The sequence below is a fragment of the Desulfovulcanus ferrireducens genome (genome assembly GCF_018704065.1).
GTDB classification, from domain to species: domain Bacteria; phylum Desulfobacterota; class Desulfovibrionia; order Desulfovibrionales; family Desulfonatronovibrionaceae; genus Desulfovulcanus; species Desulfovulcanus ferrireducens.
In genome coordinates this window covers 1-4,671 of sequence record NZ_JAGUQP010000051.1, presented here as the reverse complement: position 1 = coordinate 4,671, position 4,671 = coordinate 1, and the positions used below count along the sequence as shown (strand labels likewise).

The window sequence follows — 4,671 nt, the reverse complement described above, 5'->3', positions numbered from 1 at the left end:
GGCGGTTCAGTACCCCTGGAACTCAATGTCTACACAAGTGATGGCAATCTGTACCGGCAGTTAAGGAACTTTTAAGAAATAAGTAAAAAAGCCGGGAATTTCCCGGCTTTTTTTTGGTCAAAACTCAATTGTTTGATTGAACTTAACTCACTCAACATAGAACTAAAAAACAGAACTTATAACAATGAAAAAATTTCTTGTTTTAGGAATCGGCAATCCGCTCCTTTGTGATGACCGCGCCGGCATTGAAGTGGTAGAAGAGATTGTGCGTGAAGGATTGCCTGTTGATACAGAGATACTATACACAGTTGGTTTTGAAGTTATTGACAAGGTTTTGGGATATGAAAGTGTCATTGTTGTTGATGCATCCAAGCTGGGACATTCGCCTGGAACTATTGTCCAGGCGAGCCTTGACGACATTTTCAACACGCATGCACTTGTTAACTCTCACGCCATAACCCTGGGAACAACTTTAAAGACAGGCTACATGCTCTTTCCTGATGAAATGCCTTCCTCTTTACGCATAATTCTTATTGAAGCAGATATTATTGATCATTTTTCAGATCAGTGCACCCCAAAAGTCAAATCATCTGTAAATAAGGTAGTAAAAATCATTAAAGAACATTTTGCTGTCTGTTAGGTAGCAATATAGACTATCCAGATAGGAAGGGTTTATTTGTATAGTAAAATTTTCTTTGCCAAGTTTATACTTTTTTTGCATATTTACAAGATAAAAAATTAACACATTAAATTCCAAATGGAGGTGCCCTATGAAGTATTTTATTGGGCTGGGTAAGGATGGTGCTTTGGATCGCCTCGAAAATAGGGGTGTGTCCAGACGTGATTTTGTGAAATTTTGTACTAGTGTGGCGATTGTCATGGGGTTGGGGCCTGGTTTCGCCCCAAAGGTGGCCGAGGCCTTAACCGCTAAAAAAAGGCCCAGCGTTGTGTGGCTCCACAATGCTGAATGCACTGGCTGCTCCGAATCACTCTTAAGGACAGTCTCCCCGTTTATTGATGAGCTCATCCTGGATACTATTTCACTTGATTATCACGAAACAATTATGGCTGCTGCCGGAGAGGCTGCTGAAGAAGCCCTGCACAAAGCAATTACCTCCCCAAATGGTTATATTTGTGTTGTTGAGGGAGCTATCCCGACCAAAGATGACGGGATTTACGGAAAAGTAGCAGGCAAGACCATGTTTGAATTATGCAAGGAAATTGTTCCCAAAGCCACAGCAACCATTGCCATAGGAGCTTGTGCCAATTTTGGTGGAGTGCAGGCCGCAGCACCCAATCCTACGGGATCAAAAGGGCTCAATGATGCCCTGCAAAAGTATGGTGTCAAGGCCATTAACGTGGCTGGATGCCCACCGAATCCATTCAATTTTGTAGGTACTGTTGTCCATCTTTTGACCAAAGGGATGCCTGAACTGGATGATCTTAACCGTCCGGTCATGTTCTATGGTGAGACAGTCCATGACAATTGTCCCCGGCTCAAACATTTTGATGCTGGAGAATTTGCTCCGTCTTTTGATTCTGAAGAGGCCAGAAAGGGATGGTGTTTGTATGAATTGGGCTGTAAAGGACCATATACCTATAATAATTGTCCAAAGGTAAAATTTAACCAGACCAATTGGCCTGTGGATGCCGGACATCCGTGTATTGGCTGCAGTGAACCCGGATTTTGGGATGAAATGTCTCCGTTTTATGAATCTCAATAACATATTGGGAAGATTATATCTTTCAACTTTAGAAACAGATTACATTATCTGCATGGCCAAATTTAATTTTTAAGGAGGAGGATTTATGTCTGGTTGTCGCGCAAAAAAGGCCCCCATGGCGGTGGCTACTACCCCTAAAAGTAATTATACTGGTCCCATTGTCATTGATCCGGTAACCCGCATTGAGGGACATTTACGTTTAGAAGTGGAAGTAGAAAACGGCAAGGTTAAAAATGTCTGGAGCAAGGCCCAACTCTTTCGTGGGCTGGAGATGATCTTACAGGGCAGGGACCCTAGAGATGCTCAGCATATTACCCAGAGAACCTGCGGTGTGTGTACGTATGTTCATGCCCTGGCCTCGGTTCGTTGCGTGGACGATGCGGTGAAAGTAGATATCCCGGAAAACGCCCGCATTATCCGCAACCTGGTCATGGGCGCACAATATCTGCATGACCATATTGTTCACTTCTATCACTTGCATGCCCTGGATTGGGTGGACGCTGTTTCTGCCTTGCAGGCTGATCCCAGTAAAGCAGCCAAAATTGCTCAAAACATCTCCCCTCGAAAAACAACAGCCAGTGATTTAAAAGCTGTTCAGGAGAAATTAAAAGCCCTGGTGGATAGTGGACAATTGGGCATCTTTACCAATGCCTACTTTCTGGGCGGCCACGAGGCCTATTACCTGCCGCCAGAGGTAAACCTTATTGCTGTGGCTCACTATCTGGAGGCTTTGAGACTTCAGGTTAAAGCAGCGCGGGCCATGGCTGTGTTTGGGGGTAAGAACCCGCATACTCAGTTTACCGTGACTGGTGGAGTTACCAATTATGAAGCTTTAAATTTAGATCGAATTAATGAATTTAAGAAGTTATGGCAGGAAACCAAGGCCTTTGTGGACGAAGTCTATATTCCGGATCTTTTGGCCGTGGCTTCTTATTATAAAGATTGGGCAGGCATTGGCGGATGCACTAACTTCATGACCTTTGGTGAATTTCCGGAAGAGGCCAATGATATAGCAAGCAGATATCTGCCTGCGGGAGTGATTTTTAACCGTAACTTGAAGAATGTGGAGATGTTTGATCCTGATGAGATTAAGGAGCATGTAAGCCATAGCTGGTACGAAGGAGAAGCAGCAAAACATCCTTATGAAGGTGAAACCAAACCTCAGTACACCAGCCTGGAAGACAAAAACCGTTATTCCTGGCTGAAGGCTCCCAGATATAAGGGTGAGGCGATGGAAACCGGACCGCTGGCTTCCATGCTTGTTGCTTATTCCAAGGGGCATAAGGATGTAAAAGCTGCCGTGGATATGGTTTTAAACAAACTTGGTGTAGGACCGGAAGCCCTGTTTTCCACATTAGGCCGCACAGCAGCCAGGGGCATTGAAACCCAAGTCATTGCAGCCAGGTTGGGAAAATGGATAAAAGCCTTGGAAGAAAATGTGCACAAGGGAAAAACCAAAATTTATCAGGAATGGGAAATGCCTGATGAAGCCATGGGTGTTGGTTTTGTCACTGCGCCTAGAGGTGGGTTAAGTCATTGGATCAAAATCAAGGACGGTAAAATTGAAAACTATCAATTGGTTGTTCCTTCCACATGGAATTTTGGTCCTCGTTGTGCACAGGGCAAATTAGGCCCCTTGGAAGAGGCCTTGATGAGTACTCCTGTTGCCGATCCCAAAAGGCCAGTAGAGCTCTTAAGAACCATACATTCCTTTGATCCATGTATTGCTTGTGGTGTACATGTCATTGATCCTAATTCCAATCAGACTTACGAATTCCGGGTTCTATAAAAATAAACTCAGTTGACTTCTCAAAAAGGGTCTGACTACTCAGACCCTTTTTTATGTAAAAGAGCCTGTGGCCGAACCTTTTTATCAACTTAATTTCCAAGGTTTATTTCAGTTTTGGGTTCTTTCACGCTGGTACAAAGACTTGGATCTGTTCTCAAAACTTGCTTGCGGACAGAGCATAATGGGATATTTTGGGTAAACAAATATTCTTTTATTATCGATAGTTATGGTCAGTATCGCAAAATATTTAGCCCATTCATCCCGATGCTCTTTTTTTTAAGCAAGCATCACTAAGATTGGGTTACCCAAGCCGTTTGTAATGCATTTCAGAAACCAGGACTTTCAATCAGCGGTTAAATGGGGTTTGGTCACAGACTCTAAAACATAGTATCTTGAATATAGATTATCAGGAGGGGGAGAGATGGTTGCCGATAAACCGCAGATTTTGATTTTGGGGGTGGGTAATATCCTGTATACTGACGAAGGTATTGGGGTACGCGTGGTGGAGCAGTTGCAGGAGAGATATGAATTTTCCAGTAACGTAAGCTTGCTGGATGGAGGCACTTTAGGGATGCGCCTTATGGATTATATTACTCAGAGCGATAAATTGATTATTGTAGACGCTGTAATGGGAGATCAAGAGCCTGGCAGTGTTTATCGCCTGACCGGAGATGACTTGCGTAACAGCCTGTCCTTTAAAAATTCCCTGCACCAAACCGATCTTGTGGATACGCTGATCTATTGCCAGCTTATTGGCAACAGCCCAGACACTATTGTCATTGGTATCCAGCCGTCGGATTTGCAAACAATGTCCATGCAATTGTCGCAAGAAGTGAACAAAGCTCTCCCTCAAGCTATAGAGAAAGTCTTGGAAGAAGTTACCCAGGCTGGGGGAGAGTATCGGGAGATAAAGAGTCAATCTGTCTAGCCGCTTCCCAAGTTTAAACAGTGGCTCACTCACCTACCCTTTCGCCCCAATAAAAAGTACTGACATACTGATTATATGGGGTGTATCCATTAGATGTTCTGATTAACTCAACTTTCTCGTATGTTTACATCACCTGTTTTCAAATTTAAGAGATAAAGAAATAAGAATTTAGGCGTGACAGACCGTTCAACTTTCTGGTGCATCAAGACACCGTAACTCAGCTTTTGGTC

General features: G+C 43.7%; 4 protein-coding genes. All 4 read left to right on the top strand.

What is annotated here, in order from left to right:
* The first annotated feature begins 184 nt into the window (after positions 1 to 184).
* The 4 genes from KFV02_RS11260 (at position 185) to KFV02_RS11245 (ending at position 4,441) form a co-directional block, all read left to right on the top strand.
* Positions 185 to 640, top strand: a complete 456-nt coding sequence (locus tag KFV02_RS11260) for a hydrogenase maturation protease (RefSeq protein ID WP_252381649.1) — start codon at positions 185 to 187, stop codon at positions 638 to 640.
* Between the two features lie 130 nt (positions 641 to 770).
* Complete coding sequence (locus KFV02_RS11255; protein WP_252381648.1) at positions 771 to 1,724, top strand: hydrogenase small subunit; 954 nt, start codon at positions 771 to 773, stop codon at positions 1,722 to 1,724.
* An 85-nt stretch (positions 1,725 to 1,809) separates the two neighbouring features.
* On the top strand, positions 1,810 to 3,513 hold the full coding sequence (locus KFV02_RS11250; protein WP_252381647.1) for a nickel-dependent hydrogenase large subunit: 1,704 nt from the start codon (positions 1,810 to 1,812) through the stop codon (positions 3,511 to 3,513).
* Positions 3,514 to 3,934: 421 nt separating this feature from the next.
* Entirely contained in the window at positions 3,935 to 4,441 is a 507-nt protein-coding gene (locus tag KFV02_RS11245; protein WP_252381646.1) for a HyaD/HybD family hydrogenase maturation endopeptidase, read from the top strand.
* The last annotated feature ends 230 nt before the right edge of the window (positions 4,442 to 4,671 follow it).

What these genes read in the sequence shown, in the direction of transcription:
- KFV02_RS11245 (WP_252381646.1), top strand. Translation starts at nt 3,935, where the DNA reads ATGGTTGCCGATAAACCGCAGATTTTGATTTTGGGGGTGGGTAATATC.
- KFV02_RS11260 (WP_252381649.1), top strand. Translation starts at nt 185, where the DNA reads ATGAAAAAATTTCTTGTTTTAGGAATCGGCAATCCGCTCCTTTGTGAT.
- KFV02_RS11250 (WP_252381647.1), top strand. Translation starts at nt 1,810, where the DNA reads ATGTCTGGTTGTCGCGCAAAAAAGGCCCCCATGGCGGTGGCTACTACC.
- KFV02_RS11255 (WP_252381648.1), top strand. Translation starts at nt 771, where the DNA reads ATGAAGTATTTTATTGGGCTGGGTAAGGATGGTGCTTTGGATCGCCTC.